Origin of the sequence: Colwellia sp. BRX8-7, assembly GCF_014077275.1 — a bacterium.
Taxonomy (GTDB): domain Bacteria; phylum Pseudomonadota; class Gammaproteobacteria; order Enterobacterales; family Alteromonadaceae; genus Colwellia_A.
This window is the reverse complement of record NZ_JACGVP010000004.1, coordinates 166,319-192,206: the sequence shown is the minus strand read 5'-3', so window position 1 is coordinate 192,206 and position 25,888 is coordinate 166,319. Positions and strand designations below refer to the sequence as shown.

Here is a 25,888-nt window from a genome sequence, read left to right as displayed (position 1 = left end):
AAAAAAATTCTCTGATAAAAAAATAAGGCCTCTTAATGAATGTTAAGAGGCCTTAATGTATGTAAGTCTTGCTAAAAACATAAAAGCATTAGCGGTGTTATACAACATATAATGTGATAATAAATATATGGATAAAGTAAATGCCCTTCTTCATGAGAAAATGAATTGGCATAGCTTTAAAGAGCCAATGATAGACATCTACAGCCGCAATTTTACCGAAGCAGAAATACAAGGGTTAATAACATTTTATCGTTCAGATATTGGCAGAAGTATGACGAAAAAAATGCCTTTAATTATTCAAGACTCAATCATACTTTCACAACAGTTAATGCAAGATTTTATACCCGAAGTCCAATCTTTAGCCAAAGAACTTAGCGCGAGTATCGAACAATCTCGCCAAAAAGAGCAAAAAACAAGTAGTTCAAAGGTATTGGCAACAGTAGTATTGTCAATACCTTATTTATAAATCAAGGCTAATTCAAACAGTATTAAAACTCAAAATACTCACTAAACACTTTATATAATTCTGTACCTTGATTCACACTCGCCGAGGCAAAATGTAAAATAGGAATGACTTTTTTATCCAGTGAAATATAGTGCAATGGATCGCCGTCACCATAATTATCCATGCGCAAAATTCTCGCCAGCGGTTCACCCGCAGCTAATGGTTGACCAAATTCAGCCAAGTAATCGACCATCCCTCCCATTGGCGAATAAAAGGCTTTGTAGTTTTTTAAATAACATCCATAACGTGTCATCGTTTTAGGTCGGTATTCAGTAGTGTTGATGACGTTTTTATGCTGTAAATAATTCATAATGCTTTTAGCATCTTCTAAGGCTACATCAAGATCAATCTGTTCTTGCGAGCCTAATTCAACGGTAAAGCTTTCTTTGTTAATAGACGCTGAACTAATCGAAAACTCGATACCTAATTCAGCAAAAGCGTCTTGTAATGACCACCAAGGGCAGAATGTTGCTTCATCTAAGGCACCATCAAAGTCATTAGGAATTAATAATGTATGTGGAATATCAAAGTACTGGGCGCTTTCTTGCGCATATTCAGGGCAGTATAAATGTTTACTTGAAATAGGGCCGGTATGTAAGTCTAAAACGTAGTCAGCTTGATGCGCCAAGCGCTGTAATTGATAAGCAATGCGTTGTCCGGTCGTTAGCCCATAAATATTATGGTTAAGTTTTTCTTCAATACTTTCAATCATTAGCTTTTTAAAATTGGCTTCAATAACTTGATTTTTTTTGCCAATACATTCACGAACAAACGGCTTGATGATGCTTTCATCAAAGTGATACATCCGATTCCAATTCACTCCGGTGATAGGATCAAATCTGCCAAGGGTATATTCACCATTTTTATGATTACAACCCACAGGGTTGGCATAAGGTACTAAGGTAATATCGCCATTTATTTTTGTGTTTTTCAATAATTCTAATAGTTGAAAAATAACTGCATTACCTTGCACTTCAGCGCCATGCATATTCGCTTGAATATAAACACTGGGTGCATCAGTACGTCCTTTTATACGATAAACAGGAACGGTAAGTGCTGCGCCGCTCGCCATTTCACCAACATGCATAACTTCTTTTTTTATTTCATTCATTTTGTTCACTTTATCTTAAACATTAAGCTGAAGTATTTATCGCTATCTTAAATACCAATCCGCTGGTTGTGCTGCTCTGACTTCAACCAACGCCCCTTGACTAAACACGTATTCAGCAGCGATATGGTGACAAAGAAAAAACGGCATACTTTCAGTAAAACCGTAAGCACCGCAATAGCCAAATACTAGTTGATCGCCAACAGATACGTCATCAGGCAAAGGCAACTTACCCAATTTGTCCATACTGGTACATAGCGGACCATGAATATCAAACAACTGTTTTTCGCGTGTAGACTCTCGTAGTAAATTTACAGGAAAAGGCTGTTCGGTTATCGCCGGTCTTAACAAATGATTGATACCTGCGGCTAAGACTAACTGCTCTTGACCATAATTCATTTTTCTATCAACAACGGGGACCACATAATAACCACACTCAGCAACCGCAAAACGGCCCAATTCTAACCATAACTCTTCGGCACCTGCCTGCTGCTTTATGATCGCCAGATCAGCAATAATTTTCTGCCAAGAAAGTGTTTTGCCTTGCTGTAAATAATCAATACCTAAACCGCCACCTAAATCTAAGATTTTTAATGGCATACCTATGTCATCAGCTAAACCTTTTAATGGTGCAACCATTTGTGACCACAGCGAGAACATTTTTTCATTACTGAGCATATTGCCCCATTGAAAAATATGTAAACCACACAACTCAATACCAGGAAAGTTAACGACTTTAATGCTTTGCCACTGCTCTATCGACAAACCAAATGGTGTTAGGGAATTTCCCCCTAAAGGGTTTTTTTCACCCTCTGGCCATTGCAACTGAACCCGCAACAGCACTCTTGGCTTAACATCATGCTCAATAGCTGCTTCATTTAACCAAATTAATTGATTCAAACTTTCAGCAACAAAAATATTAACCCCTTGTTTAATGAACGACGTTATTTGTGCTTTTGATTTTGCCGGACCGGTATTTAAGATACGTTCGGGTGTAATACCTTGCTTTAAGACTTGATTTAATTCGCCACTGCTCGCCACATCAAAATTAAAACCTGCATCGTCTAAGGTTTTAATGATGTTAGATAACGGGTTCGCTTTTACCGCAAACCATAACTTAATGACGTCTTGGCGTTGTAGTTCGGCTAAATGGGCTTTAAGCGCATCAAGATGATAAACAAAGTAACCTTCTTGCTGGCTACTTTCAGGTTGTTGTTTTGTTAACTCAGCGCTTAATTCAAGCGCCGAAGGAGAATCAAAACAATAGGTAGTATTTACTAACTCAGACATGATATTCCTACTTTACCTTAGAGGGCTTAACGTAAAATAGACTCGAGTTCTAACGAGGCATTACTTTTTTCATCGCGATATTTAACGATTAATGCACAAGCCATATTTAAACCGTGCGTTTTCGCCCACGCCCCTGAAACCGGACGTGTTCCTGGCACCACTACAGCACGTTCAGGAATATCAGCACCTTTTTCAAGCATCACTTCATTCACACAATCGTAAACAGGCACTGACGCTGAAAGTGAGACACCTGGCGCTAAAATAGCCCCTTTTTTAACAACAATACCTTCGACAATGACCACACCAGCACTTAGAAAGGCACCATCTTCGATAATAACAGGGCTTGCACCAACCGGTTCTAAAACACCACCAATTTGAACAGCGGCAGAAACATGAACATTTTTACCTATTTGGGCGCACGAGCCAATTAATGCATGGCTATCAATCATAGTACCTGTATCAACAAAAGCCCCAACATTAATGTAAGCGGGTGGCATAATAATGACACCAGGAGCAACATGTGCACCACGGCGAACTGAAGAACCACCCGGTACTAATCGCACTTTATCGTCAGCGGTAAACTCACGCGCGGGTAAATTATGTTTATCGACAAACCCCTTATAAATGCCATCAAAAGCAATGTTTTCGCCCGCTTTAAATGCTGATAATATAGCTTCTTTTACGGCTACATTGGCCTGCCAATTTCCTGCTTCATCTTGATTTGCCGCACGAACAGTACCTGCTTCTAATTGTGTTAATGTTTCTTGCCAATTCATTTTAAATTCTCATGTTAATACTTAAAGGGATCACTTAGCTTGAGTTTCAAGCCATTGATTAATTAATTTATCTGATGCTAACAGCGAGTTGCAGTCGTTAAGTTCTAAATGGGTTAACGGCGCACGTAAAAAGGGAGTGTTGATCATTTTATTTTGGTGCATTAATACTTTTACGGGTATGGGACTTGCCACCTGAAAAAGCTCATCGACCGCATTTTGCCAAAGTGGAAATAAACCTTGAGTCTCACCAGCTAGTGATAGCTCGACGTATTGATGAGTCGCTGCCGGCCAGACATTACTACAAACCGAAACTAACCCTTTTACACCTGCTTGTGCTAAGTAAGGCTTCATGGCGTCTTCACCACTATATAGGGCAATATCTGGACAATACTGGCGATAGGCGAGTACCTGATTTAAATCGCCACTGGCTTCTTTTAACGCCCAACAATACTGATGATTTTGCACCGCCTGTAAAGTTTCAATAGCAATAGAAACACCGCTACGAGAGGGGACGTTATATAACATACAGGGGAAGTTGGCGGCATCAAGTAAGGCACTAAACCATTGCGTTTGACCTATCACACCCGGCTTTGCGTAAATGGGACTACCAAGTAAGTAGGCTGAAATAGGTAATTTATTACAAGCTGTTATCCAATTAATTTGCTCGGTTAACTGATAACCGCCAACAGCAACCATTAAAGGTGCGCTTAGTGATAATTGGCAAACGAATTCAACAATCTTAACTTGCTCTTGCGATGTTAAGGCCAGGCCCTCTCCTGTACTACCTAGCAAGACAATACCATTACCGGCGTCAGACTGACTAATAGCTAATTGTTTGAGGCTTGGAAAATCGATTTGACCATCATCAAGTAATGGCGTAATTAATGCGGTCCATAAAATAGTATGATGAAGCGTTGGGTTAGCTGTTAAGCTAATTTTTTTTGATAGTTTTATTTGATTCATTTCTCTCGAACTCTGTTCGTTCGGAGAACTTTTAGGCGTTTGTAATAACCAAGATAACAATCACTTATGTGAAGAGCATTAGGCTTTACAAAGGCCAGAAGCTCCCCACCAAGTTGGTGACAATTGTTAGGATTCAACCCAAACAACCGATAAGTAAATTATCAAAAAATTACTTACCTCGGCATTAATCCCCCTCGTTACCAATCATTAGAGCTTGATCTCTTTATGATAACTACCTGGTTAATGCTCCTCTTCTGGCCCTTTATCATAAGTTTCGCTTGTTTGAAAAAACAAAACTTTATTGAATTCAGGACAGCAACATTAGAACATTTATTCTAATGTTGAGTCAATAGTGTTCTAAATGAAGATAATACGGATATATTATATCTTATGAAACAATGATCGCTTGTTCAATTTGTGCCAAGCGGTCTTGCCCCCAACAAATAACATTTTGAAATCGAAAACAAGGCGCTCCCCATAACCCCATGCCATCTAAAGTACTTTGGTTGGTATCAGACCATTGTTGCCAGTCATGTTCATTATTATATTCTAACGCTTGTAGATAATTGATTTTATGCTGCTGACATAAAGATTCGATTACCGATTTATTTGATAAGTCTAAACCGTCAACATAAATGGCCTTAAACGCAGACTTAATAAAATCGAGTTCTTTATTTTGTTGTTCTGCATACGAAAAAATTTGAAAAGCATTAAAAATACCTTGCCCTAAAGGATCTGCAATACCGGTAAAAGGAATATTAAGTTTTTTAGCTTCACGACTGGCATCAAAAACAGCATAACGTTCTTTATTTTCTGTCGTGGTTAACCCCCGCATAATCAAAGGTAATAACGGCTTTATCTTTAAAGGGATCTGATAATGCTGACTTAACTTTTCTGCTTGTAATAAACCAATGTAAGAATAAGGGCTTCGTAATGAAATAAAGGCTTCTAATATTTTCGTGTCAGCGATGTCAGCTGCATTATCTTTCACTTGTTGCTCAGCAAAGACTAATTTATTTTTTTGATAAACAGCAACACTGTCATCTTTTGCTAAACCAAAGTCAGCCAAACGTTTTTCTAGATGTTCAAGCCTATCAATACCAACAAACCATTGCCCCGCAATAAAAATAGACGAAGGTAAGTAATGCCCTTGTTTAACTAAACGTATTAAATTTTTAATTTGATAATTTATTACCGGTGTAGAAGCATGATAGTAGTAATCAAAATCATTCGACCAAGTCTGTTGAAAGAGTTGCCAAGCATTATCGAGTGTTTTAGGTCGCAACTGCCACATTTGCTGACCAGTAAAGAGTGATTCTTGAGTCGGTCGTTGCGTTATGTTTTTCAATTGATATTGATCAGCAATAAAGTTGGCATCTTTTATTGCCCAAGTGCGCATTAATTTGGGATCGATAGTTACCCCTGGAACACTTTCATAGACTAAGAACAATTTAAATTGAATATTGAAACGTTGCTCTAGCTCTGGTAACACTTGAATCAGCATAAAGCTATAAGGGTCATTAAGTGCTAAGTAAACTTCAGCGACAGGTGTTTTTCTAAACCAGTTAGGGACGGTAAAATAGCGAAATTTTAATAACCATGCACGCTTATCACTGCGTATTAGTTTCACTTTAAACCAAGTAAAAAATTTAGTAAAAATAACCCACTCCCTGAATTTTATATGGTGATTTGCAAATTTATTATTCGCCTTTCTGACATGATAATAATATTCACGTAGAATAGCGGCTATTATAAACATATCTTTTCGTTAAGCGTATAAAATACCGTTAATTAATTTAGGGTATAAGTTATATATTTATGAATGCCATAACCCAATTATTTGAGAATAACTTTGTTAGATAACATCAATCAATTATTGCTGCGTAATCCCGATTTACTAAAAGCAAAAGCGCCATTATTTATCAACTTACCTATTGACGATTTTTTTGAAGAATACCATGCACTTCACCCTCAAGCAGTGATGACATGTTATAACACGAATTATCAATCACATTTACAAGCCAAACGATTAGACCTCACTCAAATGACTGCGGTATTTAATGTCTATTATCAAAGTAAGACTGCCCACGACTTAGTGATTATTCAGTTTCCTAAAAGTAAGGCCGAGTTAACTTTTATGCTCGCGATGATAAAAGACTCGATAGCAAATGAATGTTTAGTTTTGGTTGTCGGTGAGAATAAAAGCGGTATTAAGTCATTAGCAAAGTTGACCGAACAACAGCTTGGCGATTGTGCAAAAATTGATGCTGCTCGCCATTGCTTATTATTCGCAAGCAATATACTTGCGACGCAAGAGTCTTTTATCTTAGACAACTGGCTAAAGCCATATTCTTTTATGATTAAAGACACAAGTGTAGATGTGGTTGCCTTGCCTGGTGTATTCAGTCAAAACGGCCTCGACATTGGCACTCAGGTATTGTTGGAAAATTTACCAAAGAAAATTACCGGCGAGCTACTCGATTTTGGCTGTGGTGCCGGAGTCATAGCCAGTTACTTGGGTAAAGTTTTTCCTGAGATTAAGTTACACTTACTTGATGTCAGTTCCTTAGCATTATATTCAGCGCAAGCAACATTGAAATTAAATAATTTAACTGGCCACGTTTTTCCATCAGATAGCTTGTCAGATGTAAAAGGTAAGTACGATTACGTTATTTCAAATCCACCCTTTCATCAGGGCCTTAAAACCAATTATCAAGCAACAGAGACATTCCTTTCAAAAATAAAACCCCATTTAAAACCGAAAGGACAAGTCACTGTGGTGGCAAATAGTTTTCTCCGTTATCAACCCATCATGGAAGAGGCGATTGGTAGAACACAAATTTTAGCTAAGCAAAAGGGTTTTTCTCTTTATCATTGTTCAATTTAATTGCTCAATATAAAATTTAAGTTACTATAAATATATGGAAAAAATGAAACGCATTCACTCATTAAAGAAAAAACTGATGATTATGATCATCGGTTTCATTGTATTGTTTGTTACTCTTTCTTCTTTTATCATCGCTAATTCATTTATTGAAGATACAAAAGAAGACGCAGCGACTAATACAAAATATTGGGCCGAGCTTATCGCTAATGCCAGCAGCACCAATCTTGTTAATGATAAAATGCTGTTAACTGATCATTATTTATCCATGCTTAAATCTGTCCCTTATATTAACCACGTTCATATTTATAAAGTGTCCCCTGAGCCTGAAGGCATAGTGTTTTTTGCGAACTATAATAAAAGTATGAGCTCACCTATACTTGAAAAAACAGATAAAATAATGGAGTTATCTTCAGTAAAGATAAGTACTTATATTATAGAGCTTATGGTACCCATTACCCAGCAAGATAAAAAAGTTGGCTACGTTTATATACAAGTTGGTACTGACTATATTAAACGTATAACAAACAACATGTTCTTGCGTTATAGCGTCATTATTTTCATGCTTATTTTAGTGACGCTTTTAATAACAATAATACTCAACCGCTTTATTACCATTCCTATGTCAGATATGGCAAATAAAGTACAAGATATTTCGAAACATAAACAGTTCAATTTACGCATTGAACAAATGCCTTTTAAAGAGCTCGATATTCTAGCGCGCAACATAAACATTGTACTCAATAGAGCTGAAACACAACTTGCTAAACTCTCAGATGCCAAGCAACTCACTTATCAGCAAAACAAAGATCTTGAAAATAAAGTCAATAAACGTACCCAAGCCTTGAAGGATTCAAATAATGAATTACTTTCAACATTAGAAAAATTGCATCAGTTTCAAGGGCAACTTGTTGAAAGTGAGAAAATGGCTTCGTTAGGCGATATGGTTGCCGGTGTCGCTCATGAAGTAAATACACCGATAGGTTTAGGCGTTACAGCTTCAACATTATTATCGGATCGCTTATTAGAAATAAAAAAAGCTTTTGATGATAAAACCTTAAAATCAAGTCAATTGAAAAAGTTTCTTGTTGAAGGTGAAGAAAATACCGCAATTATTTACCGTAACTTGAAACGCGCTGCAGAATTAATTGCCAGTTTCAAAAAAGTTGCCGTTGACCAATCAAGTGAGGAAGCACGAACATTCAATATTAAAAATTTGTTTGACGACATATTATTAACGTTAGCCCCACAAATTAAAAAGTTACCTTTTATTATTAATGTGGACTGTCCAAACGAACTCGTCATAAAAAGCAAACCCGGTCCTATCAATCAAATAATTATTAATTTAATACAAAATTCTATTAATCATGGCTTTGATGACAGAGACCATGGTGTAATTACCATACAGACTAGTATTTCTAGCGATATGCTTACTATTGACTATCAGGACGACGGTAGGGGTATTGAGCCTTCTATTATGAATAAAATTTTTGAGCCTTTCACCACCACAAAAAGGGGTTCGGGTGGCAGTGGCTTGGGCTTACATCTGGTGTATAATTTAGTCACACAAGCACTAGGTGGAAAAATATCCTTTATTAGTGAAATTGAAAAAGGGGTTAATTTCAAAATTATTATCCCAACACAAGTCATTAAAGAAGATTAAAGCTGTGCTGATAAATATTTGTTGAATAAGAAGAAACTAACAAACTTGATTGTTTTTTAGTTAGTGGTTCTATACCATACTAATAATTGTATAAATAATTAACAAAATAAGCATTAGTAACATAGCGTTAATATAATTTTCAGCTATAACTAACATACCGTAAACATTATTGCTAAATACATAAAGAATGGAAAAAAAAACATGCAAAAACCTCACATACTTATCGTAGAAGACGAAGATGTTACACGCTTTAACCTACGTAACTTGTTTGAAGCAGAAGGCTATCAAGTATCAGAGGCTACAGACGGTGAGAGCATGGATACTCAATTACAAAAAAACACCATTAATTTAGTCATCATGGATATTAACCTTCCGGGTAAAAATGGCTTATTATTGGCAAGAGAATTAACCAGCAACAACGAGCTAGGGTTAATATTTCTTACCGGTCGTGATAGTGATATAGATAAGATACTTGGTTTAGAAATTGGTGCTGATGACTATTTAACAAAACCATTTAACCCACGTGAATTAACAATTCGAGCTCGAAACATTCTTAACCGAATTGGTCAGACAAAGAATGAAATTGAAAAAGCAGTGATCACTTTCAATAAATGGTCACTCGATGGTAATTCAAGAAAAATGACCGCACCTGACGGGCAAGTTTTATCTATACCTCGCGGCGAATATCGCGCTCTACGTTTATTAATTGAAAACACGGGCCAAATTGTTACTCGCCAGCAATTGATTAAAGAAATGACCGGGCGTGACCTTCGCTCAAATGACCGTACCGTTGATGTAACGATTAGGCGTTTACGCAAACATTTTGAATCGGTACCTGACGCTGCTGAATTAATTAATACCATTCACGGTGAAGGATATCGTTTTATTGGCTCTGTAGATTAAGCGCGCTTTAACAATAAATAATTAAAAAAGGGGAAGCAATAATTGCTTCCCCTTTTTTAATTGTCTTAAATCATGGTTATTTTGAGTCTAACCATACTTTAAAAGCAGTAACGGCATTTTTATTTATCTCATTCAACTCAGAGATAAAGGCTGATTTTTCTGGCCATTGCCCGGGTAATTTTTCAATTGCCACCAACTTAGCATGAGCGGTTAACAAACCAACACTGCCAGTTGCACCTTTCATTTTATGGCAACGTTCTTGCCATAATACTTGTGACTCTTGTGCAATCGAATCGATAATGTCTTCAATATAGGTCACTGATTGCTCAATATATAAGTCCAACATCTGTTGCACAATATCTTGTCCTAAGCTATCCAAGTATCCATCTAATAAATTAACATCTAACTGTTCGGTATAATTCACAAAACCTACCTTAAATTATAATTATCGTGGCGTAATTTTCTTCATTGTAACAATATCAACGCCGATGTCATTAAACAAATGCCTTTCATCTAGATTACTTCAAAGTCATTTGAAAAGCATAAAACCATATGAATACAGAGCGTTTCAATAAGTTATCTTGCTCAGTAACTTAAAAAAGAACTGTCGCTATATCTACAAGGAAATATACGTTAGAATACGCGCCCTTAATAAGTTTGTTATGTACTGAAGTTTCAAAAAGCCCTTTACATAGCGTGTTAGAAATACTGGAGTAGAAATGTCCACATTAATGCCTGATATCGCCAACCACACCACAGCTCAAACCGAAGGTACCCTCGATTGGGTTGGAATGAGTAATATAGAAATGCCGATGATGGTTGCTTCGCAAGGTGAGAATGAGCGAATGGTTTCTACTTTTATTGACGCGTTTGTAAACTTAAAAGAACCACAAGCAAAAGGCATTCATATGTCTCGCTTGTATTTACTGCTTGATGAACTTTCAACCAGTAATACTTTAGACTTTCAAAGCTTGGTCACTTTACTCAGTGGTTTTATCAGTAGTCACCACGATCTTAGCGATAATGCTAAAGTGCAGTTCCGCTTCGACTATCACTTAAGAAGAAAATCATTAATCAGTGGTAAGCAAGGCTGGAAAGCATACCCAGTAACATTAACCGGTCGCTTAAATAAAGGTAAACTCGATATAGAGCTAGCAGTTGATGTTAGATATTCATCAACTTGTCCTTGTTCTGCCGCCCTTGCTCGACAGTTAATCCAAAAAGCTTTTAAAGAGAAGTTTAATGGCCAAGAAGCCGATTTAGACTCAATTCATGAGTGGCTGGGTACAACTGAAGGTATTGTTGCTACACCTCATAGTCAACGCTCAGTTGCTGAATTAAAAGTAAAGTTAAATGCCAACATTAGTGAATTCCCTATTACTGCATTAGTCGATATTATTGAAGGCTCTTTAAAGACACCCGTTCAAGCCGCAGTAAAAAGAGAAGATGAACAAGAATTTGCGCTACTGAATGGTCAAAACTTAATGTTTTGTGAAGACGCCGCTCGTCGTTTACAACACGCAATGAATAATACTGCTGGATATGACGACTTTTGGCTACGTATCAACCACCTTGAATCTTTACATGCCCACGATGCGGTAAGTATTACGACTAAAGGCATTGAGGGTGGCTACCAACCCTAAGCTATTGATATTCAATTACAAAAAGTAAGTTAGTATTAAAGCCAGTAATTACTGGCTTTTTTATTGATGAATTTTCAGCGTATTCTCCACCATCTTGTACATACATCAATGAATAAAAGATGAATAACAGCTAAAATTAACATATCTCAGCATATCTCGTCATAAAAATAAAAATGTAATTAAATTACAACAAAGTAAACAAAAATCATTCTCAACTCGCTAAAAGCTATTGATAACAGCTTAAAAAATAGGCGATTAAATCAACAAAACCAACCTAGACAAGCAATAACCAATAAAAACATATAGTTACACTAATGTACAAAAACTACGAGCAAATACTCTATTTTGATTGACCTTTTATCGATAAGTGTTTAATGTGAAGGGTTCCACCTGAGTGAAAACAGAGTATTTATGCATTATTTGTATAACTTTATTCCTTTAACATGTTCTCTGTGCTCAAGTGGTTATTTCCTGAGGAGAAAATAACATCATGCTTTACGATCACAGCGTTCAAAAAGACAACTGCGGATTCGGCTTAATTGCTCACCAACAAGGTGAAGCAAGTCATAAACTAGTAAAAACGGCAATTCATGCCCTTGATCGCATGCAACATCGTGGCGGTATTGCTGCTGATGGTAAAACAGGTGACGGTTGTGGCTTGTTGATGCAAAAACCTGATACCTTCTTTCGAGCTATTGCCGAAGAAAACAACTGGAAGCTTGGCAAAAAATACGCTGTAGGTATGATTTTCCTCAATCCTGACCCTATTCAAGCCGCTTTAAGTAAAAAGATTCTTGAAGAAGAGTTAGCGCGTGAAACCCTAACACTTATTGGCTGGCGCATAGTGCCTACTGATACTTCTATGCTAGGTGAAACGGCTGTCAATAACATGCCGCAAATAGAGCAGGTTTTTGTTGATGCTCCTCCGGGCTGGAGAAATCGAGATTTAGAACGCCGCTTATTTATGGCACGTCGTCGTGCAGAAAAACGCATTGAAGATAGCGTTTTTTATGTGGCAAGTTTGTCGTGCTTGGTAACTATCTATAAAGGCTTAATGATGCCGGTAGACTTACCTAACTTTTATTTAGACCTTGCTGATATTCGCATGCAAACGGCCATTTGTGTTTTTCATCAACGTTTTTCAACCAATACTTCTCCACAATGGCATTTAGCACAGCCTTTTCGTTATTTGGCTCATAACGGTGAAATTAATACAATTAAAGGTAACCGACAGTGGAGTCGTGCCCGTACCCACATCTTTAAATCACCTTTATTACCCGATCTTCAAGATGCTGCGCCCTTTGTTAATGAAAGTGGTTCTGACTCATCATCACTAGATAACATGCTTGAATTATTCCTTGCTGGCGGTATGGATTTATACCGAGGTATGCGTTTATTAATGCCACCTGCTTGGCAAAATAGTCCGTTAATGGATGAAGACTTAAAAGCGTTTTACGAATTTAATTCTATGCATATGGAACCATGGGACGGCCCAGCCGGCGTTGTGGTTACCAATGGTCGCCATGTTGCCTGTAATTTAGACAGAAACGGCTTACGTCCTGCTCGTTATGTTATTACTCGTGATGGTTTTATCACCCTTGCCTCTGAAGTAGGTATTTGGGATTACGGTGAAGATGAAGTGGTCGAAAAAGGTCGTGTTGGCCCAGGTGAAATGCTTGCCATTGATACTTACACCGGTAAAATATTCACTTCTACCGATATTGATGAAGAACTAAAAGTTCGCCATCCTTACCGTGAATGGTTGGATAAGAACATCCGCCGTTTAGTACCCTTTCATCAACTCGATGCCGAACTTATTGGTAAGCGTATTTTTGATGATAAAGGCCTATCGCAATACCATAAAATGTTTAATTACAGTTACGAAGAAATTCATCAAATTGTGAAAACATTGGCTGAAAATGGCATGGAAGCAACGGGTTCTATGGGCGATGACACCCCTATGGCAGTACTTTCAAGCCAACCTCGTACAATTTATGATTATTTCCGCCAGCAATTTGCTCAGGTAACAAATCCCCCCATAGATCCATTACGTGAACGCTATGTTATGTCGCTGGGTACCTGCATTGGTCGTGAACATAATGTTTTTAACGAAACAACAGGCCATGCCGACAGAATTTTGTTTGCAACACCTATCTTAATGTATACCGGATTAAAGCAGCTACGTGAACTTGCCCCTGAGCATTACCGCAGCGACACACTGAACTTAAATTACCGCACAGAAGAAGGTTTAGAAGCGGCTATTATTCGTTTATGTGATGAAGCCGAAACATTAGTTCGTGATAAAAACACCGTTATTTTAATACTTTCAGACCGTCAAATTGATAAAGGGTTTTTACCTATACCTGCAGCGATGGCAGTTGGCGCAGTACAACAACGCTTAGTTGAAACACAATTACGTTGTGACTCAAATATAATTGTTGAAACGGCATCGGCAAGAGATTCACATCACTTTGCTGTGTTACTAGGTTTAGGCGCTACCGCTGTTTATCCTTATCTTGCTTTTGAGACAATTGAGCAATTAGTTGAACAAGGACAAATTGAGTTAACGGCGCGTCAAGCTGTAATGAACTATCGTGATGGCATTAATAAAGGCTTGTTGAAAATATTATCTAAGATGGGTATTTCAACAATCGCCAGCTACCGTTGTGCAGGTTTGTTTGAAGTGATTGGTTTGCATCAAAATATCATGCAAATATGCTTCCCTGATTTACCAAGTCGTATTCAAGGCGCTGATTTTTCAGACATAGAACAAGACAATATTAACCTTGCTCGTAAAGCCTTTTTAGCTCATCAAAAAGTCAATCACGGCGGCTTACTTAAGTATGTACATGGCGGTGAATACCACGCTTATAACCCTGATGTCGTAACTTACTTACAAAAAGCAGTTCAATCTGGCGATTATGCAGATTACCGCCTGTTTGCCGATCAAGTAAATAATCGCCCAGTGGCAACGTTACGTGACCTATTGGGCTTTAAAGAAGATACCCAAGCCATAGATATCAGCAAAGTAGAACCTGATACTGAAATGTTTAAACGCTTTGATAGTGCCGCTATGTCTATTGGTGCATTAAGCCCTGAAGCTCATGAAGCATTGGCAATTGCCATGAATCGTTTAGGCGGTTATTCAAATTCAGGTGAAGGGGGTGAAGACGAACGCCGCTTTGGTACCGTAAAAAATTCACGTATCAAACAAATTGCTTCTGGCCGATTTGGGGTGACACCGCATTACTTAGTTAATGCCGATGTACTACAAATAAAAGTCGCTCAAGGTGCAAAACCCGGCGAAGGTGGTCAATTACCCGGTGATAAGGTTTCACCGTTAATTGCTAAGTTGCGCTTTTCAGTACCCGGTGTGACCTTGATTTCTCCACCACCACATCATGATATTTATTCAATTGAAGATTTAGCTCAGCTTATTTTCGATTTAAAACAAGTTAACCCTAAAGCGGTTATTTCAGTAAAACTGGTTTCAGGACCTGGTGTTGGCACTATTGCTTCTGGTGTTGCTAAAGCTTACGCCGATTTTATTACCATTTCAGGTTACGACGGCGGTACTGCAGCTAGTCCATTGAGTTCAGTTAAGTATGCCGGTTGTCCATGGGAGTTAGGTTTAGCCGAAGCACACCAGTCATTAGTGACTAACGGTTTGCGTCATAAAGTACGTTTACAAGTTGACGGCGGATTAAAAACTGGTATCGATATTGTTAAAGCGGCAATTTTAGGCGCAGAAAGCTTTGGTTTTGGTACCGCGCCTATGGTCACTCTGGGCTGTAAATTCTTACGTATCTGTCATTTAAATAATTGTGCTACAGGTGTTGCAACACAAGACGATGTTTTACGTGAAAAATTCTTTAAAGGTTTACCTGAGCAAGTAATGAACTACTTTAAGTTTATTGCCCAAGAGGTACGTGAAATTTTAGCCCGTTTAGGGGTCGAAAGCTTAACAGCGATAATTGGTCGAACCGACCTATTAGTTCAATTGACAGGTTTAACAGCTAAGCAGCAAAAATTAGATTTATCACCTATTATTGCACCTGTTGTAGCAGGTGCTGATACAGCTCTTTATCAAACAGAAGGAAATGAGCCCTTTGACAAAGGCGTATTAAATAAAGAAATATTGGCGGCTTGTACTGATGCTGTTTCACACAGCGCAGGCGGTGAGTTCCGTTTTTCTATACAAAACACTGATCGTTCTGTCGGTGCATCATTATCGGGTGAAATTGCTCGTCATCATGGTGACCAAGGGATGGCGTCATCTCCTATTAAAATTTATCTTAATGGCACAGCTGGCCAAAGTTTTGGTGTTTGGAATGCCGGTGGCTTAGAAATGACCCTAACCGGTGATGCCAATGATTACGTTGGTAAAGGAATGACTGGCGGTAAGCTAACCATCAAGCCACCTAAAGGTGTTGAGTATTTAAGCCATAAAACCATGATTATGGGTAATACTTGTTTATATGGCGCAACCGGTGGCAGACTTTATGGCTGTGGCCGTGCGGGTGAGCGCTTTGCGGTGCGTAACTCGGGTGCTCATGCCGTAATTGAAGGCACTGGTGATCATGCTTGTGAATACATGACGGGTGGCATAGTGACCATTCTTGGGCAAGTTGGTGTAAACTTTGGTGCCGGTATGACAGGTGGTTTTGCTTATGTGTTTGATGAATCAGGTGATTTAGATGTCCGCTTAAATAGCGAATCTATCGAATTATTACCAATAAGTGATCTGACTATTCATCAAGAACATTTACGCGGTATTATTAACCAACATTTTGATGAAACAGGTAGTGCACGCGCTCAAGAAATATTAGCTGACTTTGATGCTTACGCACCACGATTTAAATTAGTTAAACCTACGGCAACCGATGTTAAAACCTTATTAGGTCATCGTAGTCGTTCATCTGCTGAACTTCGCGTTCAAGCACAGTAGTCGTGTCGAGAATGCGAATTAAGGGAAAACAGTATGAGTAAAAATGTTTATCAGTTTATCGATGTTAAACGCATCGATCCGCCTAAAAAAGCGATTGAACAACGTAAAATAAATTTTGTTGAAATCTATCAGCCATTGAGTACTGACCAAAGTGCTGGCCAAGCAGATCGTTGTTTAGATTGTGGTAATCCTTATTGTGAGTGGCAATGCCCCGTTCATAATTATATTCCACAATGGTTAGAGTTGGTTACCGAAGGTAAGATTTTTGAAGCTGCTGACTTATGTCATCAAACAAATAGCTTACCAGAAATGTGTGGCCGTGTTTGTCCACAAGATAGACTCTGTGAGTCTGCCTGTACATTAAACGAAGATTTTGGTGCGGTTACTATTGGTAATATCGAAAAATATATTACCGACACTGCCTTTGCACAAGGGTGGAAACCTGACTTATCAGACGTAGTAAAAGTGAACAAACGTGTTGCTGTTATTGGTGCTGGCCCTGCAGGTTTATCTTGTGCTGACGTACTAACACGTAATGGTATCGACGCTGTTGTTTACGACAAACATGCTCAAATAGGTGGCTTGCTCACTTTTGGTATTCCATCATTCAAACTAGAAAAAGATGTTATTCAAACGCGTCGTGAAATCTTTGAAGGCATGGGCATTGAATTTAGATTAAATGTCAATGTCGGTGTTGATATTACCATTGATTCATTAAGTGAAGAGTACGACGCGGTATTTTTAGCGCTCGGTACCTACACAGATATGACAGGTGGCTTTGAACACGAAGGCGCTACTGGTGTTTATACCGCACTCGATTTCTTAATCGGTAATACACAAAACTTAATGAAAATTACTGAAAATGCTAAACCTTTTATTAGTTTTGAAAATAAGAAAGTCATTGTACTCGGTGGTGGTGATACGGCAATGGATTGTGTACGTACCTCAATTCGTCAAAGTGCTACCGAAGTAACCTGTGCTTATCGTCGTGACGAAGCCAATATGCCGGGTTCACCACGTGAGGTTCAAAATGCTAAAGAAGAAGGTGTTAACTTTCAATTTAACATACAACCTCTTGATATTGCTGTTGATAAAGAAGGTAATGCCTGTGGTGTTAAATTTGTAAAAACTCAACTAGGCGCTGCGGATGCGAAAGGCAGAAGAAGCCCTGAACCGATAGCGGGTAGTGAGTTTATTATGGAAGCTGACGCCGTCGTTATTGCTTTTGGTTTCTTACCTAGTCCACCACAATGGATGAAAGATGCCGGCGTTGAAATAGATAAACGTGGTCTGGTGTTAGCCGCTGATAATAGCGAATTTGCATTACAAACCACTAAACAAAATATTTTTGCCGGTGGTGATATGGTGCTAGGTTCAGACCTTGTTGTTACAGCTGTTGATCAGGGCCGCAAAGCAGCAATAGGTATTTTAGACTTTGTGCTAAGTTAACCTATATCTAGCGTTTATTTTAAAAAGCAGCTTAGGCTGCTTTTTTTATGCCTAAATTTAATAATATAACCACCCATTCAAATAAAATGAGCTATATTAATAAAAATAAAAATCTTGGTTAAGGTTTATAAATAGTATTGCTACCGAGTATATTACGGATACTTAAAATATATATGATCAAATTATTTAACAATTATCTCACCATTTTAATAATAACTTTTTTCCTTTTATTGGTACCGTTTAATGGCAAAGCTGAAGTCATTGAAGTTGTTACCGAGCTTCTAGAGCCTTATCAAATTAAAAACCCGGATGGTAGCTTAGGTGGTTTTTCTACCGATGTCGTTGAAGCTTTATTTAAAATAACTGAAGACCATCCTAAGATTCAGATAATGCCTTGGGCAAGGGCATACGAAGTTGCACTTCATAACCCTAATGTTTTAATTTACTCTATTGCACATACAAAGCTTAGAAATAAAAAATTTCATTGGATCGGCGCCCTTAAAGAAGAGCGCTTATATTTTTGGGGATTAAAAAAACATTACCCTAAAACTAACTATAAAGTCTCCGCATTAAAAAATCTTAAGATCGCCGTTTCTAGAAATTCGAATTCAGCACAATATTTACTCGCTCAAGGCTTCTCCAATATTTACCAACTTGCTAACGAGCGACAAAACATGGATATGTTATTTATTGATCGAGTTGACCTAATACTTGCCACACAAATTACCATAGAAACCAGAGCTAAAAATCTTGGCTATGATTTTAGTGAGTTACAAAGGTTAAACGAAGTAGCCGCTTTAAATAACAAACTCAGTATTGCCTTTAGTATTGATACGTCACCGACATTGATAAAAAAATACCAAACGGCATTTCAACAATTAGTAACCACAGGTCAACTTGCAAAAATTAAAGAAAAATGGAAATTATATTAACGCTCGTATAAATAAAAATTCATTCTTTAAGCGTATAAAATATAGTAGCTACCTGATTACGCGTTTGGCATAATTACCTTAATTTTTAGACTCAGTAAACGGACAACAATATGATCCATAGTATGACGGCTTTTTCTCGCTTTGAAGTGAAAGGTAATTGGGGTAATGCAGTTTGGGAAATTCGATCTGTAAATCAACGATTTTTGGAAACTTACTTCCGTTTACCAGAACAATTTCGTAGCATTGAACCGGCATTGCGCGAGCGATTTCGTAAACAATTAAATCGTGGCAAAGTAGAGTGTAGCTTGCGTTTCAATGCTAACCCATCAGCAAAAAACAATTTATCACTTAATAAAGGCTTAGCTGAACAACTGCTGCAGCACGCAGGTTGGATAAACGAACAAACACTTAATAGTCAATTAAATCCTTTAGAAATAATGCGCTGGCCTGGTGTCATGGAAGCTGAAGAAGCCGATATGACCAACATTCAAAAAGAAATTTTGGAAGGATTTGAACAAGCGCTAAAAGACTTTATTGATGCTCGGGCAAGTGAGGGAGAAAACTTAAAAGTATTAATTGAACAACGCCTTGAAGGTATTGTTGAGCAGTCAGACAAAGTAAAAGCATTTATGCCTGAAATCATTGCATGGCAGCGTAAGCGGATCACCGATAAATTCACCGACGCCAAAATTGAGCTTGATTCAAGCCGAGTTGAACAAGAGCTAGTGTTACTTGCGCAAAAAATGGATGTTGACGAAGAAATTGATCGCCTATTTAGCCATGTAAAAGAGACAAGAAGCATCCTAACAAAAGGTGGTGCACAAGGTCGTCGCCTAGATTTTATGATGCAAGAATTTAATCGTGAAGCGAATACCTTAGGATCTAAATCGATTAATGTTGATATCACCAATGCAGCTGTCGAACTAAAAGTACTTATCGAGCAAATGCGAGAGCAGATCGCGAATATAGAATAACAAACAACAAGAAACAACCAAAAACGAAAGCTCTTATTTACTAAGGGCTTTCTTGCTTTTATACGTCCAATAAGGTTTAATCAAGTCCAGCAACACCCACCAGTAACTGGTGGGTTATATGGTGAGTAATAGAGTTTCATTTATTATTTATTGGTGGGTGCTTAATTAGAGGGACTATTTTGGGAAAGTTAACGGTTAAACAAGTGAACTCATTGGTAAATGGTATTTCTGCCCGTTACGCCGATGGAGATGGATTGTATTTGGTAGTACCAAAATCGGGTAAGCCATATTGGATGTTGAGATATACAGCCAACTGCAAGCGAAGAGAAATGACTCTGGGTAATATACAGATGTTGTCATTAGCGGAAGCTAGATCCTTAGCTGCCGAAAAGAAACGTATTCAATTTAATGGACTTGACCCGTTATTTGCCCGCCAACGAGAATCACAGCATAACTTTAATACGATGGACGACCTTTTTGATGATTGGCATGAAGGCTTAAAGAAAAGATTGAAGCATCCAAATATTCCAGCTCGTATCTATAGAAAAGAAATAGCGCCCACTATTGGAAAAGCTAAACCAAGCGATATCAACGCAAGAGACATACGTGCAATATTACAAAATATTGTGATAACTAACCGTCCAGCGATAGCAAACGATACCTTAATGTACTGTAAACAGTTATTCGATCATGGAATAAAGCTAGATATCATTCAACTTAATCCAGCTAGTGCGTTTAATACATCAGATGCAGGTGGCGTTGAAAAAAGTAAAGACAGGTTTCTTACGTTAGATGAGATCAATATTTTCTTTAAAGTTTGCAAAGAAAATAATCATAGTTTTGCTAGAGAGAACTATTTAGCGTGTGCTCTTTTACTTTGCTTAGGTGTGCGAAAAGCAGAATTAACAGAAGCTAGTTGGGCTGAATTCAATTTAGATAATGCAATTTGGTCATTACCCGCAGAACGGAGTAAATCTGGTGTTTCAATTAATATACCACTTTCATTAGAAGTAACTAAATGGCTTGATGAACTTAAAATAAGGTCGTGTGGTTCAGACTATGTATTTCCAAATAGAAAAGCTAGTAAAAAACCATACATGGGAGCTGACACACTTAACAGGGCAATCACTAAACTGTTCGGTCATGAAGCTGGCAAGAAAAAGCAACCGCCTAATTTGATGGGTGATATGCCTCACTTTACTGTTCATGATTTAAGAAGAACTTGTCGCAGTTTATTAGCTTCATTGGGGGTAAACGGATACATAGCAGAGCGATGCCTTAATCATAAAATAAAAGGAATTGAAGGTGTCTATAATCGGCATGATTACTTCAATGAAAGATTAGAAGCAATGACACTATTATCGACTAAAGTTTCCGAATTAATAAATACACATAAGGCAACTTAAATGACTCAGTTCAATGAAGAGATGATGATTTGGCAATATGCTTTGTACCACGATAAACTTGATGATTATTTAGAACATGCTAGCCAGTTAATTATTGAATGGACTGATTCACTTATTGACATTAGCTTATTCAAGAAAGCCCCTCATACGTTTTTTAGGAGTGAATTAGATTTTCAAATTGCCCTTTATTTATTAAATGATGGGTTGCTGCCCCTTAACGCTCAAATGATACTAGCTAATGCTGTACTTTTAGGTCGATTCAATTTAATAAGTAGAAACATTAAGTGTGAAATGTTAAAGGTTTCAAAAGAAAAAAAAGCAGGTCGACCTAGTGAAAAAGCTAAATTCACACGGTCAAAAGATGTATTGAAATTGTTAGAGTTAGGGTTTCCAAGATCAGAAGCTTATGAGCAAGTAGCAGTTCAATATTGTAAAAGTACCGATACTATAAGACGCGCATTCGAACGCCATATAAAAAGCAGTAAAGGCTTACGGGATAAATTATCACATATTTATCCCCGTAATAACCAATAAAAGTTAATGCTTAAATGAACCTCCAGTAACCAATCAGGAAGTTCAATAATGACCCAAAACACTTTTATAAGACTCATCAAAAAGTCCGTAGTATTAGGACAAACAGGCTATTCATCAAGTACATTATATAACCGGATAAATGAAGGGGCTTTTTGTCCTCCAATAGCTTTAGGCGCTAGGGGCGTCGCATACGTTGAATATGAAGTGCAAGCCGTTTTGCAAGCAATGGTAGCAGGTAACACTAAATATGAACTTCAAACTCTAGTTCAATCATTAATCAAACAACGTAGCGAAGCAGTATAAGCGGAGCTACATTATGAACACAACCCATGAAGAATTATTGATTAAGCTCATGTTACGTGGTGATAAGTTATTAATCAACAAAGGTGTAGTTGGAATAGAGTCAAAAAGTGGTAAACCGGTTCCCCATAAGTGGTTATCAGAAAATAGCTCTTCACTCATGCGAGAACTTTGTAAGTTAACATCCATACCAATGTTTGAATATGTTGGTAATTCTGTTGGTGATTTCGGTATGAACCAAAGCACAAAAGGTTATCCCGGCTTGTGCTTGCAGTTTGTAAACATTGTCACAGGAGAAGATGCGTGTGTTATTTATAATGTGGACACTAAAAGAAAGCGCGATACGAAGTTTGGTAAAAAGGGAACAAAATTACCCAAGGGCCAATTCAATGTAGGAATACGATCCAATTTCTATAAATTTTGGACGATTAACAACTTCCCCTCACCCAGACGTCGTAGTTCTTTTCATGATGTCTTAGGTAAACTTAAAAGTTATTACTTTACTGGTGAAGTATTATCCAACAACCGGTTTAAAGATAAAAAATTAACATTACTAAGCATCTCGAGCGAACAGATAGCCGATGCCTACCAGCAATATATGATAAACAACCAATCAGCAACCGATCAGCAACCGCTAAGCAAAGATCAAGCAACTTATCCAAGCAGCTATGTGTTACAACACCATGAATCTAAAGGTCTACAAAGTAACTTAACTACGGAGGTAATGAAGTACGGTATAAGTAATCAAGGAGGTGCGGAATTAAGTAACGTTATAGCCTTACATAAACAATCAAAAAGGCCAGTAGATCAAACGAACGAAGAATGGCTTTCAGATTATGATAGAGCCTAATTTGTTTTAATCAGCGTAAGTGACACTAGGACAGACATTGCCTATGCTATGAGTCTGTGGGGATTATCTCATGCCTGTTATACATAAACCCCTTAACTTGGTAGAGTTTGGTATTACGCCATTTAATCTTCAGGTGCATATGCTGACAATTCATTGCTGATTAATACAATAATCGATGGAAAAATAGGTGCAAAATGAAAATGGATGCCATCACTTTCGTTTTCATAATAAGCACGATTTAGTTCTATTCTATTCGCAGCAATAGTATCTACCCTTTGACGTATATTAATGTTCATAGCTAGGTCTGCCCCATAGAGAATCTTAATCCATTTCGACAAAAGATCTATGCACTCATCCAGAGTATATTTATTATCATCAAGGCCGTGAAGTTCCCAAAGTGATTCGACCGTTTTAATGTTTAGGTTATTTGTACCTTCAAAATTTAAGTCACATAACTTAATTTCTTTTTCTAAATCGCGTTTTTTTCTATGAAAAGTCCATATATTGAACATGTAAGCTATTGGCAACGTTAACAGCAATAAAAAGATGACTAGCGGCATTAATAATGTTTGTATTATTTTTTTTATGAGCTCTTTTTTCCACTCTACTTGGATAGTGAAACCGGATAGTGGGTGATCAATAGGTATTCCATTTTTACATAAATCAGCTAATTGCCGTCGTGCTGAATTAGACTTGACGATTAATGCTTGCTCTACACATAGACGTTCTATATTAATCATTATTCTTGGTCTCAATAAGTGGTGAATAACAGTTGGATTTTATCTTGTGCAACTTATGAGCTTTATCGTTATTCAATGAATAAACTAAACTTTTATAGTTGCGCAGACATATTTTTTCGTTGTGAAATTGCGCACTTTATCACAAGAGCATTGATAATATTTAACTGAAGATAAAACAATGTAAAGTAATATTTTCAAGTACTTGAAATTAAAACCCCCTAGTTAACAGTTTCAAGTCTGTAATTTAATTAAATCATTTCTTTCAAGTATCCCTTTAAATTATCAAGATTTCTTGAAGACACTTTTTTTGTGACAGCTTCAATCCTTGCTATATTTTTATCTATTGCCAAATCAGCAAAAAATAAAGCATCATACAGTTTAAGGGTAATTTGAACAGATGGTTGTTTTTCTAGATGTTTTTGAATTTGAATTATTTTGAAGATCACATTGTGAATGCGAGTTCTGCATAATAATAATCTATCATTTTCTGAGGTTGCTTCCATTCTTTGTTCAAAATCATTATAAAAATACTTTGAATAGCCCCCATGCTTCAGTGCATTTTGAGAACCATATGGTGGGCCTCTTCGCTTTGGTGCTTTTCTGGTTTTGACAATTGGATTGGATTCAACTTGCGATATAATACTTTCTTTTACCGCTCTTACTTTTATATAACGACGAGCTGTTGCGTAATTTAACTGATACTTATTGCACCAACCTTTGGCGCTTATACCTGTTTGGTTATGATCAAACCAAAATTTAAGCTGCAATTTTTCCCAATCGATTTTAGTCATGTAAACTAACAACCTCGTTTATAAAATGAAGTATTAGGGGAATTATACTTTTTCTCTATAACATTAGCGCTTGAACTTCTTTAATAAAAAGTAATCTTTTGATCTTATTTGTTTTTTTGTTAAATTTTGCATTGACAAGGAACCACCCTTATAGCATTTTGTATACAGAAAAATGGATTAATGCTCTCCCCCGGTCACTTGTAAAAAGTAGCAGCTTGAAGTTATCAGTGATGTTTGTAGACATGATTCCAATAATAAATTTTGAGTGTAACCATGCCTATTCCCAACTATCAAGCGTATATGGGTTATGTACTGAAGTACTTAGCCGATGGTCAAGAGCATCAATTACGAAATATAATCAAAGCAATTTGTGATGAATTTAACTTCACCCCAGAGCAGAGAGCATTAAAAATACCTAGTGGTAAATCTACTTATGTTAATGGTCGCATCGGCTGGGCTAAAACTTACTTAGTACAGGCGGGTTTAGTCACTCAACCTAGACGAGGCTATTGTTTGATCTCTAAACGAGGCTTATCTGCTATTAATAGTAATGAAGATATTAATAATAATTATTTGAAAAAATTTCCAGAATTTTCAGCCTTCCAACAACGTAGCAATAAAAAGTCAGAAATCGAAAATATCACCGACAATACCCTAGATAACTGCAGTAGTTCGATAAATGAACTAACGCCTCATGAATCGATTGAAAACACATTTAATACAATTAACTCAGCTTTATCGAGTGATATACTCAGGGCAATTTTAAATGCATCACCAGAGTTTTTTGAAACATTGGTTGTCGATTTAATGTTAGCCATGGGTTATGGCGGCTCTCGTAAAGATGCCGGTCGAGCCACGCAGTATACTCAAGATGGTGGTATCGATGGCATTATAAAAGAAGACAAACTAGGCCTTGAAATGATTTACCTGCAAGCTAAACGTTACAGTAATAAAACCGTTGGCAGGCCAGATATTCAAGCTTTTTCAGGCGCATTAGACATGCATAGAGCTAAGAAGGGCGTGTTTATTACTACCTCAGCCTTTAGCAAAGAAGCGATTGCGTTTACCTCGCTGATAGAAAAACGCATCGTTTTAATAAACGGCGATCAATTAACCGATTTGATGCTCGAGCATAATTTAGGTGTTAGTACCAAGCAGGTATATGAACTTAAAACGCTAGACACTGATTACTTTATCGAAGATTAAAGTTGCTCCATAACATAAAAGTA

General features: G+C 37.3%; 22 protein-coding genes and 1 riboswitch. Of the genes, 14 read left to right on the top strand and 8 right to left on the bottom strand.

Annotated elements, in window-relative coordinates; all coding sequences use genetic code 11:
* Positions 1-127: 127 nt before the first annotated feature.
* Positions 128-466 carry a DUF2059 domain-containing protein gene (locus H4J57_RS05670; RefSeq protein ID WP_182242213.1) on the top strand — a complete coding sequence of 113 codons (339 nt, stop codon included), beginning with the start codon at positions 128-130 and terminating at the stop codon, positions 464-466.
* A 22-nt stretch (positions 467-488) separates the two neighbouring features.
* Here H4J57_RS05670 and H4J57_RS05665 read toward each other — a convergent pair whose 3' ends face one another.
* From H4J57_RS05665 to H4J57_RS05645, 5 genes are all read right to left on the bottom strand, one after another.
* Positions 489-1,625 carry a succinylglutamate desuccinylase/aspartoacylase family protein gene (locus H4J57_RS05665; protein ID WP_404842398.1) on the bottom strand — a complete coding sequence of 379 codons (1,137 nt, stop codon included), beginning with the start codon at positions 1,623-1,625 and terminating at the stop codon, positions 489-491.
* Between the two features lie 33 nt (positions 1,626-1,658).
* Positions 1,659-2,903, bottom strand: coding sequence for a PLP-dependent decarboxylase (locus H4J57_RS05660; RefSeq protein WP_182242212.1), 1,245 nt, complete (start codon positions 2,901-2,903; stop codon positions 1,659-1,661).
* Positions 2,904-2,929: 26 nt separating this feature from the next.
* On the bottom strand, positions 2,930-3,679 hold the full coding sequence (locus tag H4J57_RS05655; protein ID WP_182242211.1) for a 2,3,4,5-tetrahydropyridine-2,6-dicarboxylate N-succinyltransferase: 750 nt from the start codon (positions 3,677-3,679) through the stop codon (positions 2,930-2,932).
* A gap of 30 nt (positions 3,680-3,709) precedes the next feature.
* The gene (dapA, locus tag H4J57_RS05650; RefSeq protein WP_182242210.1) at positions 3,710-4,642 is read right to left on the bottom strand and encodes a 4-hydroxy-tetrahydrodipicolinate synthase; all 933 of its coding nucleotides are present in this window, start codon (positions 4,640-4,642) and stop codon (positions 3,710-3,712) included.
* Positions 4,643-4,732: 90 nt separating this feature from the next.
* Positions 4,733-4,904, bottom strand: a riboswitch (Lysine riboswitch).
* A gap of 126 nt (positions 4,905-5,030) precedes the next feature.
* Positions 5,031-6,272 (bottom strand): DsbA family protein, encoded by a 1,242-nt coding sequence (locus H4J57_RS05645; RefSeq protein ID WP_182242209.1) that lies wholly within the window; start codon positions 6,270-6,272, stop codon positions 5,031-5,033.
* 222 nt (positions 6,273-6,494) lie between these two features.
* Between H4J57_RS05645 and H4J57_RS05640 the strand changes: the two genes are divergently transcribed.
* The 3 genes from H4J57_RS05640 to arcA all read left to right on the top strand — a co-directional run bounded on the left by H4J57_RS05640 (position 6,495) and on the right by arcA (position 10,092).
* Entirely contained in the window at positions 6,495-7,529 is a 1,035-nt protein-coding gene (locus tag H4J57_RS05640; RefSeq protein WP_259366802.1) for a methyltransferase, read from the top strand.
* 43 nt (positions 7,530-7,572) lie between these two features.
* Complete coding sequence (locus H4J57_RS05635) at positions 7,573-9,189, top strand: ATP-binding protein (RefSeq protein WP_182242207.1); 1,617 nt, start codon at positions 7,573-7,575, stop codon at positions 9,187-9,189.
* A 201-nt stretch (positions 9,190-9,390) separates the two neighbouring features.
* Entirely contained in the window at positions 9,391-10,092 is a 702-nt protein-coding gene (gene arcA / locus H4J57_RS05630; protein WP_070375514.1) for a two-component system response regulator ArcA, read from the top strand.
* 76 nt (positions 10,093-10,168) lie between these two features.
* Here the strand turns inward: arcA and H4J57_RS05625 are convergent, their stop codons facing one another.
* Positions 10,169-10,516 (bottom strand): phosphorelay protein, encoded by a 348-nt coding sequence (locus H4J57_RS05625; protein ID WP_182242206.1) that lies wholly within the window; start codon positions 10,514-10,516, stop codon positions 10,169-10,171.
* 295 nt (positions 10,517-10,811) lie between these two features.
* On the opposite strand from H4J57_RS05625, the gene folE2 reads away from it, so the two are divergent.
* From folE2 to H4J57_RS05580, 9 genes are all read left to right on the top strand, one after another.
* Entirely contained in the window at positions 10,812-11,735 is a 924-nt protein-coding gene (gene folE2 / locus H4J57_RS05620) for a GTP cyclohydrolase FolE2 (RefSeq protein WP_182242205.1), read from the top strand.
* Positions 11,736-12,222: 487 nt separating this feature from the next.
* Complete coding sequence (gltB, locus tag H4J57_RS05615) at positions 12,223-16,683, top strand: glutamate synthase large subunit (RefSeq protein ID WP_182214605.1); 4,461 nt, start codon at positions 12,223-12,225, stop codon at positions 16,681-16,683.
* Between the two features lie 33 nt (positions 16,684-16,716).
* Positions 16,717-18,132, top strand: a complete 1,416-nt coding sequence (locus H4J57_RS05610) for an FAD-dependent oxidoreductase (RefSeq protein WP_182242204.1) — start codon at positions 16,717-16,719, stop codon at positions 18,130-18,132.
* Positions 18,133-18,305: 173 nt separating this feature from the next.
* On the top strand, positions 18,306-19,064 hold the full coding sequence (locus tag H4J57_RS05605; protein WP_182242203.1) for an ABC transporter substrate-binding protein: 759 nt from the start codon (positions 18,306-18,308) through the stop codon (positions 19,062-19,064).
* A 110-nt stretch (positions 19,065-19,174) separates the two neighbouring features.
* Positions 19,175-20,038, top strand: a complete 864-nt coding sequence (locus H4J57_RS05600; RefSeq protein ID WP_182242202.1) for a YicC/YloC family endoribonuclease — start codon at positions 19,175-19,177, stop codon at positions 20,036-20,038.
* Positions 20,039-20,217: 179 nt separating this feature from the next.
* A complete protein-coding gene (locus tag H4J57_RS05595; protein WP_182242201.1) occupies positions 20,218-21,444 on the top strand; it encodes a site-specific integrase in 1,227 nt (408 codons plus the stop codon).
* Positions 21,445-21,978 carry a hypothetical protein gene (locus H4J57_RS05590; RefSeq protein WP_182242200.1) on the top strand — a complete coding sequence of 178 codons (534 nt, stop codon included), beginning with the start codon at positions 21,445-21,447 and terminating at the stop codon, positions 21,976-21,978.
* A 48-nt stretch (positions 21,979-22,026) separates the two neighbouring features.
* Positions 22,027-22,281: an AlpA family transcriptional regulator gene (locus tag H4J57_RS05585; protein ID WP_182242199.1), complete on the top strand. Its 255-nt coding sequence runs from the start codon at positions 22,027-22,029 to the stop codon at positions 22,279-22,281.
* A gap of 13 nt (positions 22,282-22,294) precedes the next feature.
* The gene (locus H4J57_RS05580) at positions 22,295-23,128 is read left to right on the top strand and encodes a hypothetical protein (RefSeq protein ID WP_182242198.1); all 834 of its coding nucleotides are present in this window, start codon (positions 22,295-22,297) and stop codon (positions 23,126-23,128) included.
* A gap of 122 nt (positions 23,129-23,250) precedes the next feature.
* Here the strand turns inward: H4J57_RS05580 and H4J57_RS05575 are convergent, their stop codons facing one another.
* Together H4J57_RS05575 and H4J57_RS05570 are read right to left on the bottom strand one after the other, a co-directional pair.
* Entirely contained in the window at positions 23,251-23,868 is a 618-nt protein-coding gene (locus tag H4J57_RS05575; RefSeq protein WP_182242197.1) for a hypothetical protein, read from the bottom strand.
* A 248-nt stretch (positions 23,869-24,116) separates the two neighbouring features.
* Positions 24,117-24,659: a hypothetical protein gene (locus tag H4J57_RS05570; RefSeq protein ID WP_182242196.1), complete on the bottom strand. Its 543-nt coding sequence runs from the start codon at positions 24,657-24,659 to the stop codon at positions 24,117-24,119.
* A gap of 273 nt (positions 24,660-24,932) precedes the next feature.
* Here H4J57_RS05570 and H4J57_RS05565 point away from each other — a divergent pair, with 273 nt between their 5' ends.
* Positions 24,933-25,865, top strand: a complete 933-nt coding sequence (locus tag H4J57_RS05565; RefSeq protein ID WP_182242195.1) for a restriction endonuclease — start codon at positions 24,933-24,935, stop codon at positions 25,863-25,865.
* Positions 25,866-25,888: the final 23 nt, after the last annotated feature.